This is a genomic window from Micromonospora sp. NPDC047465 (genome assembly GCF_040643125.1).
Classification (GTDB): domain Bacteria; phylum Actinomycetota; class Actinomycetes; order Mycobacteriales; family Micromonosporaceae; genus Micromonospora.
This window is the reverse complement of the sequence record NZ_JBEYTP010000005.1, coordinates 221,014-234,949: the sequence shown is the minus strand read 5'-3', so window position 1 is coordinate 234,949 and position 13,936 is coordinate 221,014. Positions and strand designations below refer to the sequence as shown.

At 74.8% G+C, this 13,936-nt stretch carries 16 protein-coding genes; 5 read left to right on the top strand and 11 right to left on the bottom strand.

Translation table 11 applies throughout. The annotated features are described in order from the left end of the window. Window positions 1–94 precede the first annotated feature (94 nt). Together ABZ793_RS08165 and ABZ793_RS08160 are read right to left on the bottom strand one after the other, a co-directional pair. A complete protein-coding gene (locus ABZ793_RS08165; RefSeq protein ID WP_357453722.1) occupies window positions 95–613 on the bottom strand; it encodes a hypothetical protein in 519 nt (172 codons plus the stop codon). A 121-nt stretch (window positions 614–734) separates the two neighbouring features. After that, a complete protein-coding gene (locus tag ABZ793_RS08160; RefSeq protein WP_357453719.1) occupies window positions 735–932 on the bottom strand; it encodes a DNA repair protein in 198 nt (65 codons plus the stop codon). 357 nt (window positions 933–1,289) lie between these two features. On the opposite strand from ABZ793_RS08160, the gene ABZ793_RS08155 reads away from it, so the two are divergent. Beyond that, window positions 1,290–1,952: a GNAT family N-acetyltransferase gene (locus tag ABZ793_RS08155; protein ID WP_357453715.1), complete on the top strand. Its 663-nt coding sequence runs from the start codon at window positions 1,290–1,292 to the stop codon at window positions 1,950–1,952. Between the two features lie 224 nt (window positions 1,953–2,176). Here the strand turns inward: ABZ793_RS08155 and ABZ793_RS08150 are convergent, their stop codons facing one another. From ABZ793_RS08150 to ABZ793_RS08135, 4 genes are all read right to left on the bottom strand, one after another. Further along, complete coding sequence (locus ABZ793_RS08150; protein WP_357453712.1) at window positions 2,177–2,875, bottom strand: TetR family transcriptional regulator; 699 nt, start codon at window positions 2,873–2,875, stop codon at window positions 2,177–2,179. Further along, window positions 2,838–3,332: a DCC1-like thiol-disulfide oxidoreductase family protein gene (locus tag ABZ793_RS08145; RefSeq protein ID WP_357453709.1), complete on the bottom strand. Its 495-nt coding sequence runs from the start codon at window positions 3,330–3,332 to the stop codon at window positions 2,838–2,840. The genes ABZ793_RS08150 and ABZ793_RS08145 overlap by 38 nt, the downstream gene beginning before the upstream one ends. Further along, a complete protein-coding gene (locus ABZ793_RS08140; RefSeq protein WP_357453706.1) occupies window positions 3,329–3,907 on the bottom strand; it encodes a hypothetical protein in 579 nt (192 codons plus the stop codon). Before ABZ793_RS08140 ends, ABZ793_RS08145 begins: the two co-directional genes overlap by 4 nt. Window positions 3,908–4,077: 170 nt before the next feature. Continuing rightward, complete coding sequence (locus ABZ793_RS08135) at window positions 4,078–5,529, bottom strand: glycoside hydrolase family 3 N-terminal domain-containing protein (RefSeq protein WP_357453703.1); 1,452 nt, start codon at window positions 5,527–5,529, stop codon at window positions 4,078–4,080. A gap of 167 nt (window positions 5,530–5,696) precedes the next feature. Between ABZ793_RS08135 and ABZ793_RS08130 the strand changes: the two genes are divergently transcribed. Further along, the gene (locus ABZ793_RS08130) at window positions 5,697–6,872 is read left to right on the top strand and encodes an ROK family transcriptional regulator (RefSeq protein ID WP_357453700.1); all 1,176 of its coding nucleotides are present in this window, start codon (window positions 5,697–5,699) and stop codon (window positions 6,870–6,872) included. A 280-nt stretch (window positions 6,873–7,152) separates the two neighbouring features. Here the strand turns inward: ABZ793_RS08130 and ABZ793_RS08125 are convergent, their stop codons facing one another. Both ABZ793_RS08125 and ABZ793_RS08120 read right to left on the bottom strand, forming a co-directional pair. Continuing rightward, the gene (locus ABZ793_RS08125) at window positions 7,153–8,166 is read right to left on the bottom strand and encodes an ABC transporter permease subunit (RefSeq protein WP_357453697.1); all 1,014 of its coding nucleotides are present in this window, start codon (window positions 8,164–8,166) and stop codon (window positions 7,153–7,155) included. Then, window positions 8,163–9,173 (bottom strand): ATP-binding cassette domain-containing protein, encoded by a 1,011-nt coding sequence (locus tag ABZ793_RS08120; protein WP_357453694.1) that lies wholly within the window; start codon window positions 9,171–9,173, stop codon window positions 8,163–8,165. Before ABZ793_RS08120 ends, ABZ793_RS08125 begins: the two co-directional genes overlap by 4 nt. Window positions 9,174–9,304: 131 nt before the next feature. Between ABZ793_RS08120 and ABZ793_RS08115 the strand changes: the two genes are divergently transcribed. Both ABZ793_RS08115 and ABZ793_RS08110 read left to right on the top strand, forming a co-directional pair. Next, window positions 9,305–10,147, top strand: a complete 843-nt coding sequence (locus ABZ793_RS08115) for an ABC transporter ATP-binding protein (protein ID WP_350704664.1) — start codon at window positions 9,305–9,307, stop codon at window positions 10,145–10,147. Between the two features lie 20 nt (window positions 10,148–10,167). Beyond that, the gene (locus ABZ793_RS08110) at window positions 10,168–11,064 is read left to right on the top strand and encodes a ribokinase (RefSeq protein WP_357453690.1); all 897 of its coding nucleotides are present in this window, start codon (window positions 10,168–10,170) and stop codon (window positions 11,062–11,064) included. Between the two features lie 68 nt (window positions 11,065–11,132). Here ABZ793_RS08110 and ABZ793_RS08105 read toward each other — a convergent pair whose 3' ends face one another. Beyond that, window positions 11,133–12,008, bottom strand: coding sequence for an NAD(P)-binding domain-containing protein (locus tag ABZ793_RS08105; protein WP_357453687.1), 876 nt, complete (start codon window positions 12,006–12,008; stop codon window positions 11,133–11,135). A gap of 120 nt (window positions 12,009–12,128) precedes the next feature. On the opposite strand from ABZ793_RS08105, the gene ABZ793_RS08100 reads away from it, so the two are divergent. Beyond that, window positions 12,129–12,479, top strand: coding sequence for a helix-turn-helix domain-containing protein (locus ABZ793_RS08100; RefSeq protein ID WP_357453684.1), 351 nt, complete (start codon window positions 12,129–12,131; stop codon window positions 12,477–12,479). A 46-nt stretch (window positions 12,480–12,525) separates the two neighbouring features. On the opposite strand, the gene ABZ793_RS08095 is transcribed toward ABZ793_RS08100, so the two are convergent. Beyond that, on the bottom strand, window positions 12,526–13,275 hold the full coding sequence (locus tag ABZ793_RS08095) for a hypothetical protein (protein WP_357453681.1): 750 nt from the start codon (window positions 13,273–13,275) through the stop codon (window positions 12,526–12,528). Between the two features lie 93 nt (window positions 13,276–13,368). Next, window positions 13,369–13,848, bottom strand: coding sequence for a DUF6232 family protein (locus ABZ793_RS08090; protein ID WP_357453678.1), 480 nt, complete (start codon window positions 13,846–13,848; stop codon window positions 13,369–13,371). Window positions 13,849–13,936: the final 88 nt, after the last annotated feature.

The window sequence follows — 13,936 nt, the reverse complement described above, 5'->3', positions numbered from 1 at the left end:
GTCGGGGGCCGCCGCGACGAGCGTCCTTGGCGCCTCGGCGGCGACGTGCCGGGTCCGGCGGCGCGCCGGACCCGTCGGTTGCCGCCGCGGCGACTCAGGAGGCGGTGGGGAAGCCGTACCGGGCGGCGTGCTCCGGGTCGGCGGGGTCGACCTGGCGGATCCCGGCGTCGGCGAGGCGTTTGTTGACCTCGTCGAGCTGTTCGCGCACCAGCCGGGCCTCCTCCTCGGTGACCCGGCCCCGGTGCGGCTTGCCGGCGTGCTCGATCGTGCCGTAGTCGACCTTCTCGGCGCTCTTGCGGGCCTTCGGCGGGCGGACCCGCTCGGCGGTCCGCAGCAGCTGCGCCATCGGGACGTCGGTCGCCATGGCGTCGAACTCGCTCGCCGTCAGCACCACCCGCCGGGGCTCGTCGCCGCCGTGCCGGTCGTGGATCTCGACCACCGCGACGTCGAGCGCGGCGTCGTCGATGCTCTCCACCTCGACCGGGGTGGCGTCCAGTTGCACGGGCCCGGCCACCAGGTCAGGGTGTTCCAGGACGACGACGCGGACCACCTCGTCGTGGGGCTGGATGACCGTGCCGGTGAAGTCGGAGACGTGGATCGTCTTCTTGCCCATGCGCGGTGCTTCTCCTGTCGTGGGTCGGGGTTGCGGACCACAAGAAATTACCCGACAGGTGTGCGAAAGCCGCCGCTGGACCGCCCCGGGTGTGTCGTCGCCCCCGGCGGGGCGGCGCGGGTCAGCGCGGGTTGAGGTTGCGGCGGGTGGACGTGCCGGCCGGCAGCTTGTTCAGCTCTCCCCAGGAGAGCGCCTCGGTCCGGGTGGCGCCGCGGTTGCCCCGGTACGGCGGCTGCGCGGGAAACCGTCCGGCGGTCCCGGGCTCGCGCCAGAGCCGGTCGGTCTCCTGCTGGTACCGGTCATTCGGCTGATTCGGCATGACCATTACCGTCCCAAAGAAAGTTGTACATGTATGGAAATGAATATGACGCTCGATCGATGTCTCGGGTTCCCCTCACCGCGCCGGATCTCGGGGCGGCGGCCATCGATGACGTCCTGCACCTGTACCCGCCCGCCGTGCGCTTGAACCGACGTCGGTGCGCCTGGGGGCGCGAAGCCCGGCGAGGAGGCGGGCGGGCCCGTTGATCGAAACGGTGCGCCGGGCGGCAACCGTTCGGCGTACGGTGATCGGCGGACGGGCCGGGGCGCGGACCACGCTCCGGCCGAGCGCGGCGAGCGACCCCGGCGGCGTCCGCGCGGGCGGCTGCCGTGGGTCGACCGCGGGGGAGGTGACTCGATGCTCGACCGGCGGCTCCACCTGCACCTGACGACCTGGCTGGGCCAGTGGCCGGCGGGCCCGGCGCTGCACGTGGTCGGTTCGCACCGGCGGGCCCGACCGGCCTGGGACGGTCGGCTTCGGCCGGCGATCGCGGTCGCGGCCGGGGCGGGCACCGTGCTCTCCGTACCGCCGGACCGGGTGGACGCGGTCCGCGAGCTGGCCGGCCGGCGGGCCGGGCGGTTCCTGCCCGGGCTGCCCGCGGCGGTCGGCCAGCCCGGCTGGGCGGTCCACGACGACGTGTTCCGGTGGAGCGTGGCCCCGGCCCCGCTGCCCGACGTGGGGGAGTGGGTGTCCCCGGCCTCGCCGGGGTTGCCGTCCTGGCTCCGGCTCTTCGACCGGCCCGTGCTGGTGGTGCGCGACGAGCGTGGCCGGTACCTGTCCGGGGTGGGGGTGAAGCGGCACGACGCGTACGGCCACGAGCTGGCGGTGGGGACGGTGCCGGCGGCGCGGGGGCGGGGGCTGGCCCGGCGGCTGGTCGCGCAGGCGGCCCGCCGGGTGCTCGACGAGGGGGCCGTCCCGACCTACCTGCACGACCGCGCCAACGCGGCCTCCGCGCGGGTCGCCGAGGCGGCCGGCTTCCCCGACCGGGGCTGGCGGTCGTTCGGGGTGTACCCGCCCTGAGCCGGCGGTGAGGGCGGGGCGCGGACCGTGGATCCCGGGCCGGATCCACGGCCCGCAGCCTCCCCCAGGTCCCCGTGCCCGTGACGGGCGTTGCGGAGCCGGTCGCCGTGTGTGCTGATTACGCTACGTATTTATGGGCTGTTCGGCAAGGTGCCGATGGGCGGTTGGAACTGTCCAGAAGCGGACTTGACCTGGGGCGGAGCGTGCCGAGGCGGCGCGGCAGGTCAGTGACGCAGCGTGCGAATGAGGTCGAGCACCTGCCGGGTGACCGGGCGCAGCACCCGCAACCGGGACAGCCCCACCAGCCGGTCGACCAACGGCACCGCGCCGTCGATGAGCCGCCGGGTCTTGGCCTGCTGCGGGGACCGGTCGTGGACCCAGTAGAGGACCACCCCCATGTACGCGAGCCACAGCAGCTCGGGCAGGTGGGGGCGCAGCTCGGCGTCCACCTTCGCGGTCGAGCCGTCGAGGACCTCGGCGAAGAGGTCGACGGCCGCCCGCCTGGGCGCGGACGACTCGGCGGAGAACGGGCTGAGCGGTGACGTCGGCTCCGCCGCCGTCTTGAAGAAGCTCGCCGCGAAGTCGTGCGAGGGGGTGAGCACGTCGATGCCGGCGTGCAGCACCCCGGCGAGCCGGGCGGCGAAGTCGGACTCCCGGTCGAGCACCGGCTGCGCCGCCGCCCGGTGCTGGAGTTGGGCGCGGGCGTAGAACTCCTGGATCAGGTGGTCCTTGGAGCCGAAGTAGTAGTAGGCGTTGCCCACCGCCACCCCGGCCTCCTGGGCGATGGCGCGCATGGTGGTCCGGGCGTACCCCCGCTCCTGGAACAGCCGCATCGCCGTGTCCAGGATGAGCTGCCGCGTCTGCTCGCCCCGGGCGGTGGCCGGCTCACCCGCAGCGGTCGTCGGCGCAGTCTGCTCGGTCATCGGGGTCACCGTATCCCGCCGGGTCGTCGACCGGCCCCGCCCACGGGTCGCGGACGCGCTCGCGTACCGCCGAGGCGGTGGCGACGATCCGGCGGGCGAGCGGCAGCAGGTGCGGGCGCGCCAGCCGCTCGGCGGTGCCCCGGTGGTCGGCCAGCGCCCACAGGCAGGCGAACCAGGCGCCGTCGCCCGCGTACACCTCGCCGGTGTCCGCGACCACGGTGAGGTCGCGCAGCGTCGCGTCGGGGTCCAGCTCGGGAAAGCGCCGCCGGGCCTCGGCGGAGCCGGCCGGCACGAACTCCAGGGGTACGAGCTGGGCGCGGGACGCCAGCCAGCGGCGGGCGGCGCGGCAGAGCGGGCAGTGCGCGTCGTAGAGGACGGTGAACCGCCGGACGCCACCGCCCCCGTGCGCGGTGGCGTCCGGGGCCCCGCCCGTTCGGCCGCCGGCCGGGACGGTCATCGGGCCGGCGGCGTGCCGGGGCCGGCCTCCGGCCCGGGGTCGGTCGGGCCGGCGGGCTGCTGCGTGCCGACGGGCTGGCGTGGGCCGACGGGCTGCGGGTTGCCGGGGTGGAGGATGCCGGGCTGCGGGTTGCCGGGGTACGGGCCGGTCGCGGCGGCCGGGTGGGGCCTGGGGGGTGCGGGCTGCATCGGCAGCCGGCCGACCGGGGCGAGCGGCGGATGGGTGGCGAGCTGGCGCAGCCGGCCCCGGCGGTACCGGCCGAGCGCGAAGACGTTGAAGAAGTGCAGCGCGCCCAGCACCAGCAGCACCAGGCCGATCTTGAGGGAGAGCTCCTCCATGGCCTGGGCGGTGGACCCGACCGGGTCGGGGTGCTTCATCGCCACCGTGACGTAGCCGAGGTTGAGCAGGTAGAAGCCGACCACGAGCAGGCTGTTCACCGCCCGGGCCAGTCGCTCGTCGGCGAACACCTCCTCGAGGAAGACCAGCCCGTTGCGGGAGAGCGCCCGGGCCACCCACACGGTCAGGCCGATGCTGACCGCCAGGTAGACCAGGTACATCCAGACCTTGGTGTCCATCGCCGACGCCCTTCTTGAACGTGTTCAAGTTTGTTGCCATGAGCGTAGGGCAGTCTTTGAACGCGTTCAAGAGTGGGTGGCCCGGTGCCAGGGGTCGGTCATTCCGAGGGCGACACCCCGAGCCCGCGCCGGCAGGCCGCCGGCCGGGGCCCGGGGTGCCGCCGCCCGCGTCAGCCGGCCAGGCCGAGCACCTCGGCCGCCGCCCGGCCGTTGGCGTGGCTCGCGCCGTACGTGGTGACGAACGCCCGTACGCCCGCCGGCCGCCACTGGGCCGGCCAGCCCATCTCGACCACGGTCACCGGGTGCGCGGCGGCCAGCGCGGCGATCAGCTCGGGCCCGCCCGGCAGGCGGTGCAGGTGGCGACCGACCAGCACGATCGGCCGGTCCCCGGCGAGCCGGCGCAGGGCCGCCGGCTCGGTCTCGGCGGCGACCACGCGCAGCTCCTCCACGCCGTCGAGGTGCGGGCCGAGGCCCCACGGCACCCGTCCCTCGGCGATGGTCGAGGCGGCGTGCAGCTGCACGACCAGCGGGCGGTCGAGGCCGGACAGCGCCCCCTCCACCCGGACGGCCCGCCGTGCCGCGGCGTACCCGAGTTCGGTGGACGCGGCCGAGGTCGCGCCGGTGACCCGGGTCCACGCGGCGAGCGTCGCGACGCGGCCGGCCGCCTCCTCGACCCGGGCCCGGTCCAGCCGGCCGTCGGCGAGCGCGCCGACGATCTCCGTGACCACCCGCTCGACCAGCTCGGCGTCGACCTTGGCGCCGATGCAGAGCAGGTCGGCGCCCGCGGCGAGGGCCCGTACGGCGGCGGGGCCCACCCCGCCGGCGGCCACGGCGGCGCCCTTCATCTCCAGCGCGTCGGTGATGACGGCGCCGGTGAAGCCGTACTCGCCGCGCAGCAGGTCGACCAGGACCGCCCGGCTGAACGTGGCGGGGCCGTCGCCGGTCAGCGCCGGCACCCGGATGTGCGCGGTCATCACGGCCTGCGCGCCGGCCGCCACGACCGCGGCGAAGGGCGGCAGGTCGCGCTCGCGGAGCACGTCGAGCGGCACGTCCACGGTGGGCAGTTCGTAGTGGGAGTCGGCGACCGTCGCGCCGTGCCCCGGGAAGTGCTTGGCGCAGGCGGCCACTCCGGCGGCCTGGAGGCCGGCGACCGCCGCGGCGGAGTGCGCGGCGACCCGCACCGGGTCGGCGCCGAACGAGCGGGTGCCGATGACCGGGTTCTCGTCGGCGGTGTTGACGTCCACGGTCGGCGCGAGGTCGACGGTGATGCCGAGGCCCGCCAGCTCCGCGCCGATGGCCTCGTAGACCCGGCGGGTCAGCGCCACGTCGTCGATCGCGCCGAGCGCGGCGTTGCCCGGGTACGGGCTGCCGGTGGCGTGTGCCAGCCGGGTGACGTCACCGCCCTCCTCGTCGATCGCGATCAGCACGTCCGGCCGGCCCACGCGCAGGGCGGCGGTGCTCGCCGCCAGCTGCCCCGGGTCGTGGACGTTGGTGCCGAACAGGGTGTGCCCGGCGAGCCCCTCGGCCACCAGGTCGACCGCCCAGTCCGGCGGGACCGGCCCCGGGTACGCGGCGAGCAGCGTGCCGAGCGCGAGCCGGCGCAGTCCTGGATCGAGCCCCACGTGATCTTCCCCTTTCGGTGCCCGAGGGCACGGATGTCGTACCGGCGGCGGTCGGCGACGTACCGGGTCGGCCGAGCGCCCCAGTCCCGGGCGGCCGATACGCTACGGCTACCCGTTTGCAGGTCCGTTTACAGTTAGCAAGGTTTAACAAAACTAGAGGACGTGGCATGAGTTCGACCCGGCTGCCCGGCACCCCCCGCCTGTTGCGGGCGCTCAACGACCGCGCCGCGCTGGAGCTGCTGCTGGAGCAGGGGCCGCTGACCCGGGCCCGGCTCGGCGAGCTGACCGGGCTGTCCAAGGTCACCGCCTCCCAGCTGGTCGAGCGGCTGGAGGAGCGGGGGCTGGTCACCCGGGTCGGCGAGCAGGCCGGCGGGCGGGGACCGAACGCCCAGCTCTACGCCGTGCGGCCGGGCAGCGCGCACGTGGTCGGCGTGGACGTCGGCGCCGACCGGGTGGTCGCCGCGTGCGCGGACATCACCGGCGCCGTGATCGGCCGCGTCGAGCAGTCGACCCGGGACACCGACGACCCGGTCGGGGTCGTGCACAACGCGGTGGTCCAGGCCGCGAGCAGCGCCGGGGCGCAGCTGTCGAGCGTACGGCGGATCGTGCTGGGCACCCCCGGCCTGGTCGACCCGGGCACCGGCGACATCACCTTCGCCTTCAACCTGCCGCGCTGGCACAGCGGTCTGCTCGCCGCGCTCCGGGAGGACCTGCACACCCCGGTGGTCTTCGAGAACGACGTCAACCTGGCGGCGGTCGCCGAGGCGCAGTCGGGCGCCGCGCGGGGGCTGACGGACTTCGTCCTGGTCTGGGTCGGCGCGGGCGTCGGCCTGGCGATCGTGCTGGGCGGCCGGCTGCACCACGGCAGCAGCGGCGCCGCGGGCGAGATCGGTTACCTGCCGGTGCCCGGGGCGCCCATCCCGCGCGATGTCTCCCGCCGGGCGAAGCCCGCGTTCCAGCAGCTGATCGGCGCGGAGGCGGTCCGCGAGCTGGCCCGGGCGCACGGCTACCCGGACGACAGCGGGGCGTCCGCAGTGCGGGCCGCGGTCGCCGACGGCACGGCCGGCGGCCCGATGCTCGACGAGGTGGCCCGCCGGCTGGCGCTCGGCGTGGCGAGCACCTGCGTGGTGCTGGACCCGCCGCTGGTGGTGCTCGCCGGTGAGGTCGGCCAGGCCGGCGGGGCGGCGCTGGCGGAGCGGGTGCAGCACGAGGTCGCGGCGATCACCCTGGTCCGGCCCCGGGTGGTGCCCACCGGCCTGACCGAGGAGCCGATCCTGCGCGGCGCGCTGCGCACGGCCCTGGACGCGGTCCGCGACGAGGTCTTCGGCTCGACGATCGGCTGACCGCCGCCGCCCACGCGCCGTCGTGCCGGCCGGCCCGGGGGGAGCCGGCCGGTGCCCGCCCGGCGTCGCCCCGACCTGCACGGCGGGCGTCGCCCGGACCTGCACGGCGGGCGTCGCCCGGACCTGCTCGGCGGGCGTCGCCCGAAGGTGCTCGGCGGGCGCCGGCGGCCCGGAGCGGCGGGGTTGGCCGCGCGTCATGTGAAGGAATATTTCATCATCGGCCCCGGTGCTGCAAGGTCTTGCCGCGCCGGGGCCGGATGACACCGCAGGTCACATCAGGTCACATCAGATCGCGTCGGCGGAACACGGCGAACGCCGCCGCGGTCAGCACCCCCGTCAGCCCGAGCAGCAGGATGAGCGACGGCTGCCAGGTCAGCGACCAGTAGCCGCTGCAGGACATGGTCAGCCCGTCCGGGCAGGCCCGCAGGTCCCAGAACTCGACCTTGCCGTTCAGCCAGGCGGCCACGTAGCTGGAGAGCACGTACCGGTCCACCCGGACGACGTCCAGGATCTCCATCACCAGCCGGGCCCCCAGCTCCCACACCACGAGGTAGCCGGCGATCGCGCCGAGCGCCGCGGACGTGTGCCGGCCCAGGGTGGCGATGGCGAACCCCATCGCGGTGACCAGCAGCACCAGCAGCATGCCGCGCCCCCACGTCGCGCCCAGCGACCGCCAGAACTCCCCGTCGAGCCGCCCGGGCCGGCCGGCGAGCTGGGCGATCAGCCAGAACGCCCCGAGGTACGCCACCGAGGCGACCAGCGACAGCAGCGCCGTCGCGCCGAGCAGCGTCCCCAGCTTGGCACCGAGCACCGTCAGCCGCCGGGGCCGCCAGAGCAGCAGGTTGACCACCCCGCCGGAGTTCAGGTCGGCGCCGATGTAGGAGGCGCCGACCAGGAAGCCGAAGAGCACCAGGAAGGCGACGAGGAAGTAGAGCAGCGGCCGGGCCTCCTCGGCGAAGGTGAACACCCCCGTCAGGAAGTCGGCGGCCACCGGGGCCCGCTCCATCTGGGCCGGGTCGACCTCGCTGCAGTCGTCCGGGACGTACTCCTGCACCTCGTCAACCCGGATGACGCCGCGCTGCCGGTCCAGGCAGAGCTGGTGGGTGCGCTCCAGCTCGCTGCGTGCCGCGGCGGCCTGCTGCTCGGCGTCGAGGATCTCCTGGGCGGTGGGCCGGTGGGATCCGGCGAGGGTGGTCGCCGCGGTGACGCCGAACGCGAGCACCAGCAGGACGACCATGAGCTGCACGAAGCGCCGGGCACCCAGGCGCTCCAGCTCGGCACGGACCAGGTTCACGCGTCCACTCCGCTCGCGTCGAGGTCGATCACCGGTTCCCGGGGCCCATGGTCGGGCAGCACCGAGTCGTCCACCTGACGGGGAACCGTCGGGTGCGCCGCCGTGCCGGTCAGTTCGAGGAAGACGCTCTCCAGGTCGGGCCGCAGCGGGGTCAGCTCGCGTACCCACAGGCCCGCCTCGCCCAGCGTGCGACTGACCGTGGTGGCGTCGTCCACGTCGCCCACCACCAGGTGGTCGTCGTGCCCGGTCACCGCCAGCCCCGCCGCCGCCAGCAACTCGGCGGCCCGCTCCGGGTCGTCCACCCGCACCAGCAGCTCGTGCCGGTCGAACCCGGCCAGCACTTCGTCGACCCGCCCGGCGGCCACCCGCCGGCCCCGCGAGATGATCGTCACGTGGTCGCAGATCAGCTGGATCTCGGCCAGGATGTGGCTGGAGACCAGCACGGTCACGCCGGCCTCGGCCAGCGAGCGCATCAGGTCCCGCATCTCCCGGATGCCGGCCGGGTCCAGCCCGTTCGCCGGCTCGTCGAGGATCAGCAGCTCCGGGTCCTTGAGCAGGGCAGAGGCCACCGCCAGGCGCTGCTTCATGCCCAGCGAGTAGCCCTTGACCCGCTCGTCGCCCCGGTCCCGCAGGCCCACCTGCTCCAGCACCTCGTCGACCCGGGCGACCGGCACGCCGCCGGCCCGGGCGAGCAGACGCAGGGTGCGGTGCCCGGTGAAGTTGCCGAAGAACTGCGGGCTCTCCACGATCGCCCCGACCCGCCCGGCCACCTGGGGCAGCTGCTCCGGCGAGGTCCGCCCCAGCACCGTCATCCGGCCGGCGTCGGCGCGTACCAGCCCGAGCAGGGCGCGCAGCGTGGTGGTCTTGCCCGACCCGTTGGGGCCGAGGAAGCCGTGGATCTGGCCGGACTCCACCAGCAGGTCGAAACCGTCGACCGCCACCCGGCGCCCCTGCCGCAGGCTGCGGAAGGTCTTGTGCAGACCCTCGATCTCGATGACCGCGCTCACCGGCGCGGCTCCGTGTTCCGACCGGGCATGGACCGTCCTTCGAGTGTGGTGACCAACGACACGGCGCCTCACCCTACGACCGGGGCGCCGCCCGTGGGGGGCGCCGCGGCGCTGCGTGGTTGGATGGTCGGGTGACTGGTGACCTGATCCCCGGCGCCGGCGGCGCCGCAGCCGCGCCCGCGCCCGTGGACGCGGATCTGGTGGTCAGCCTCGACGGCGTCGGCGTACGCCGGTCCGGCACGGCGCTGCTGCACGACCTGGACTGGCGGGTCGAGCTGGACGAGCGATGGGTGGTGCTCGGCCCGAACGGCGCCGGGAAGACGACACTGCTCAACCTCGCCGCCGGACGGCTGCACCCGACCACCGGCACCGCCCACGTGCTCGGCGAGCGCATCGGCCGCACCGACGTCAACGAGCTGCGCACCCGCATCGGGCTCTCCACCGCCGCGCTCGCCGAGCGGGTGCCCGCCGACGAGCGGGTCAGCGACGTGGTCGTGACGGCCGCCTGGTCGGTGCTGGGGCGCTGGCGGGAGAGCTACGACAGCGGCGACGAGGCCCGCGCCCGCGCGCTGCTGAGCCAGCTCGGCATCGGCGGCCTCGCCGACCGCGCCTACGGCACGCTGTCCGAGGGGGAGCGCAAGCGGGTGCAGATCGCCCGCGCGCTGATGACGGACCCGGAGCTGCTGCTGCTCGACGAGCCCGCCGCCGGGCTCGACCTGGGCGGGCGGGAGGACCTGGTGGCCCGGCTGGCCGAGCTGGCGTACGACCCGGACGCCCCGGCGCTGGTGCTGGTGACCCACCACGTGGAGGAGATCCCGCCCGGCTTCACCCACGCGCTCCTGCTGCGCGACGGCCAGGTGGTGGCCCAGGGGCTGCTCGGTGACACCCTCACCGGGGACAACCTCTCCAAGACCTTCGGGCTGCCGCTGGTGGTCGAGCGCTCCGGCGACCGGTACACCGCCCGCGCCGCCTGAGGCGCCAGAAGGAGGTCGGCGTGCGGCAGACCAGGGTCGTCGTGGTGGGCAGCGCCAACATGGACCTGGTGGGCACCGCCCCCGCCCTGCCCCGGCCGGGGGAGACCCTGCTCGGCACCGGCTTCGTCATGGTGCCCGGCGGCAAGGGCGCCAACCAGGCCATCGCCGCGGCCCGCGCCGGCGCCTCCTGCGCCTTCCTCGGGGCGATCGGCTCCGACGCGTTCGGCGTCACCCTGCGGGCCCGGATCGCCGCCGCCGGCGTTGACACCGACCAGCTCCGCACGACGTACGGCATGTCGGGGGTGGCGCTGGTGATGGTCAACGCCGAGGGCGAGAACGCGATCCTCGTCACCCCCGGCGCGAACGCCTCGATGACCCACCTCACCGAGCCCGAGCTGGCGGCCGTACGCTCCGCGGACGTGCTGCTCGCCCAGCTGGAGATCCCGGTCGGCACGGTGACCCGGGCGGCGGTCGCTGCCCGGGCGGCCGGCAGCCGGGTGGTGCTCAACGCCGCGCCGGCGGTGCCGGTGCCCCCGGAGCTGTTCGCGGCGACGGATCTGCTGGTGGTCAACGAGACCGAGGCGCAGGCGCTGACCGGGCGCGGTCGGGACGACCCGTCGGCCCTGCTCGATCTGGTGCCCCGGGCGGTGCTCACGCTCGGCGCGCAGGGCGCCTGGTACGGCGACCGGGACGGTACGGCGGTGCACGTGCCGGCGGTCAAGGTCGACGTGGTGGACTCCACGGCGACCGGGGACGCCTTCACCGCCGCCCTCGCGGTCGCCTGGGGCGAGGGCCGGGATCTCGTCGACGCGGTGCGTTGGGCGGCGGCGGCCGGGGCGGCCTGCGCCCGCCGGCTCGGCGCCTCCTCGGCCCTGCCCAGCCGGGCCGAGATCGAGGAGCTCTACACCCCGGCCTGATCCGGCCCCGGAACGTCGGCCGCCCCTTCGCTGCTGCTTCTCGCTGAATCAGCAGCGGGCCGTTTCCGCTAGGCCGGGTGCTTGATGCTCTCGATGATGCGGGCGAAGCCCTCCTTCCCGTGGCCCGCCTCGATCTGGCGGTGCAGGAGCCGCTGGACCGTGGCGACGACCTCCGTGCTGATGCCCTGCTCGGCGCTGGCCGCCAGGATGTCGCCGAGGTCGGAGAACTCCAGGCTCTGCTGTCCGTCGACGGTGTAGTCCCCGCCGTCGATGACCGCGCCGAACTCGTGGAAGGCGCCGGTCATGGCGGTCAGCCAGGGCGCGGCCATGGTGGCGAACTTCGCCGCCGTCACGCCGGCCGGCGCGACCATGGCGGCGCCGTGCATGAACCCGGCGAACATGACGTACATGCCCGCGAGCAGGGCGAGGTCGTAGAGGGACGCCAGCCCGGGGTCCTCGCCGAACCAGGTGCTGTCGCCCCACACGTCGAGCAGCGGCTGGTACTGGCGGAAGGCGTCGGCCGACCCGCTGTAGAGGATCGACGATCCGGGCTGCCCGATCATGGAAGGTACGGCCATGATCCCGCCGTCGAGGTACGCGATCCCCGCGTCGGCGGCCCAGGCGGCCAGCTCGCGGGACTGGTCCGGTGACGTCGTGGTCACGTTGACCAGGGTCCGGCCGGCCAGGTCGCCGGCGAGCGGGTCGAGCACCTCGTGGACGGACGCGTGGTCCAGCAGGCAGACGATCACCAGTCGGCTGGCCCGGACGGCGTCGCCCGCCGTGGTGGCGGCCCGCGCGCCCTGCGCGACGAGGTCGTCCGCCCTGCCCGGCGAGCGGTTCCACACCGTCGTCTCGTGCCCGGCCTTCAGCAGCGCGGCGGCCAGCGCGCTGCCCATCGCGCCCAGCCCGAGAACGCTCACCTGGATGCCGTCGTTCGTTGTCATGTTCGGGGCTCCCCCTCGCGAGTCGTGGTACGAGGAGATCCTCACCGCAGCCGGTAGAGTGCGCCAGTACCGACTAATTTGTCAGGTACTTACCTCTTGGTAAGTGCAGCGGGAGGCGGCATGGCAACGAAGGCGCGACGCGGTCCCTACATCTGCGGCATCGATGCCGCGATGGACGTCGTCAGCGGCAAGTGGAAGTCGCTGATTCTCTGGGAGTTGCACCACCACGGGACCCGCCGGTTCGCCGAGCTCCGGCGCGGCCTGCCGGGCGTCAGCGAGAAGATGCTGATCCAGCATCTGCGTGAGATGGAGGAGGACGGGCTCGTGCACCGTGAGGTGTACCGCGAGGTGCCGCCGAAGGTCGAGTATTCCCTGACCGAGCACGGGATCTCCCTCAACGCCGCCCTGGCGCCGCTGGGCGAGTGGGGCACCGACCGCATCCGGCGGATCGGCGCCGACCGGGTCCCGTGAACGGGGCCGTGCCCGCCCCGCGCTAGACCGGGCCGCTCACCGCCGCTCACGCCTCCGCGTCGTCGCTGAGCTTCTCGCCGCGGCGGCGGAGCATGCCCAGCCCCGGGATGCCGGCGACGGCGAGCTTCAGGTCGCGGGTGACGTCGAGCAGGTCGTGCAGGTCCGGGCCGACCCGGTCCAGGGTGGCCAGGATCGGCAGGATGTCCGCCGTCAGGTGCTGCTTGAGCTTGGGCAGCTCGTCGACGAGCCGGATCGCGGCGGTCACCTCCTCGTGGGTGAGCTGCTCGACGAAGCGGTTCGCCATGGGCGCCGCCCGGCGCAACGCCGGCTCGTACGCCGTCAGCAGCTCGGCGGCGGTGGCCGCCGCCTCCGCCGCGGTGCCCACGGCGCCGGCCGCCCGACCGGCCACCGACTCGGCCTGCCCGACCACCACGGACGCGGCGGCGGCCACCTCGGTCGCCGTCCCGATGGCGGCGGTCGCGGCGGCGCTGATCGCGGGCACCTCCCGCACCGCGGCGTCGGCGTCGGCGAGCACCTGGTCGGTCCGGTCGAGGGTCTGCTCGACCCGCTCCACCATGCCGTCGATCCGGCCCACCGTGGCGTCGACCCGGTCCACCATGCCGTCGATCCGTTCCACCACCCCGTTGATCCGGGTCAGCAGCGCCTCCACGGAGTCCAGCACGGCGAACGCGCGGGCCGGCACGGCGGCGAACGAGGCCGCCGAGCCGAGAGCCTGGTCGAGGGCGGAGCGGGTCAGACCGACGACCGCGGCGGGCCGGGGGAGGGGAATCACCATGGCACCAAGTGTGCGTCGCCCGCGCCCGAACCGCCGGGCGGCACAAGGCGGCCCCGGGGCAGCGCCCAGGGCAAGGCCCCGGCAGCGCCCCGGTCAGGCCTCCGTGTGCTGCTCGACCGCGCGCTGGACCGCCCGGTAGATCTGCCCGAACCGCAGCGCGTCCGGCGTGCGCAGCAGCAGCACCTCGCGGCCGTGGTGCTGCACCCAGAGTTCGTGCACCTTGCTGCCCCGCTCGTAGGAGCGGTCGAGCCAGCCGAGCGGGATCTCCAGGAACGGGGTCAGGGCCAGCGCGCCGACCACGCACGCGGCGAGGATGACCAGGGCCAGCTGCCACTCGCCCCGGTCCTGCGCCGACCAGGCCAGCGCGAGCACGCAGACCACCGCGACCAGCGGGGGCAGCGAGAGGAGCAGGACCAGGATGCCCCGGCCCAGCACCCGGCCGCGTACCGCCAGCGTCTTCGGCCCCTGCGCGTGCCAGACGTACGTCACGTCGGCGATCGCGACGGCGTGGCCTCCGGCCCGGATCGACTCCGACGTCACCTGCACCGCGTCGTCCCGGTAATAGAGGGTCATCACTAAGCCTAACCGCTGCGCCGCGTCTACGACCGGCCGAGGTGGACGGCGGTCGATGCCGCGCGACTCCATTGGCTAGCGTCGGAGC